Below are 969 nucleotides of genomic sequence, written 5' to 3' on the forward strand. Positions count from 1 at the left end.
TCACTTACAGCGCGGACCTCAAGGTCTTGTTCCTTAAACTCAGCGACCATTTTATCCGAGAAGCTTTGTGCCGCCTTTGACGAAAATAAAGCTGCTCGCATATCGATCAAACCAAGGCGAGTCTCAGCTGCAACTGAGAAACTAAGCATCGCAAGCATTACCACAGCACTAACTGATCTAACTAATTTCATGAGATAAAATCCTCGTTTTTATTAAAATGGTTGTCCAAGAGAAAACTGGAAAAACTGCTTTTCGTCTTCAGGCGTCGCATTCATGGCCTTGCCAAAGCTAAATCCAAGTGGACCGATAAATGTATTCCACTGCAAAGCTAAGCCAGTTGACCATCTAATTTCTTCAAACGCAAAGTCATAATCTCGCGCGGTATCAAATACATTACCCGTATCAACAAAGTATGCCATTCTCATGGAGCTTTGATCTTTGATAAAAGGCAATGGAAATATTAGTTCAAAACTATTTTCAACTAGCAAATCACCGCCAAATGGATCAGCTGTCGCAAACTGGAACTGCTCAGTTGTCTTGGGACCAAGAGAGTTGTTTTCATACCCTCTTACCGAGTTGATACCACCGGCATAATAATGCTCATAAAATGGCATTTGATCTGTGTCACCATACGCCCCGCCATAAGCAAGCTCGTTCCGCATACGGAAAACAAAGTCGTGTTGACTGCTTAGCGGAACGTAAAAATTAGAGTTATAGCGAACCTTGTAAAATGAAAGATCGCTTCCCGGCACAGTAATCGAAGCGCTTAAACCTTGGCGCCAACCAGCGGTTGGGAACATGCCTCGATTCAATGTACTACGCGACCAACCACCATCAAGCTCATAATTGTTGAATGAATCGCCATACTTTTGAATGAAGCGATCAATTTCTAAGGCGGGTAAATCTCCAACAGATAAGCTCGTATGGTTGTACCCCACTCCAAAGCTTAAACGAGATACCGGGTCTATT

Annotated in this window: 1 protein-coding gene and 1 pseudogene; both read right to left on the reverse strand. The window is 43.0% G+C overall.

Features of this window, described 5'->3' with window-relative positions; genetic code table 11:
- Window positions 1-191, reverse strand: a pseudogene (locus tag A3762_RS00930) (hypothetical protein); the annotation flags it as partial.
- Window positions 192-212: 21 nt separating this feature from the next.
- Window positions 213-969: BamA/TamA family outer membrane protein (locus A3762_RS00935; protein ID WP_231878687.1), on the reverse strand; the 757-nt coding region annotated here is incomplete at its 5' end.

Source organism: Oleiphilus sp. HI0125 (genome assembly GCF_001635355.1).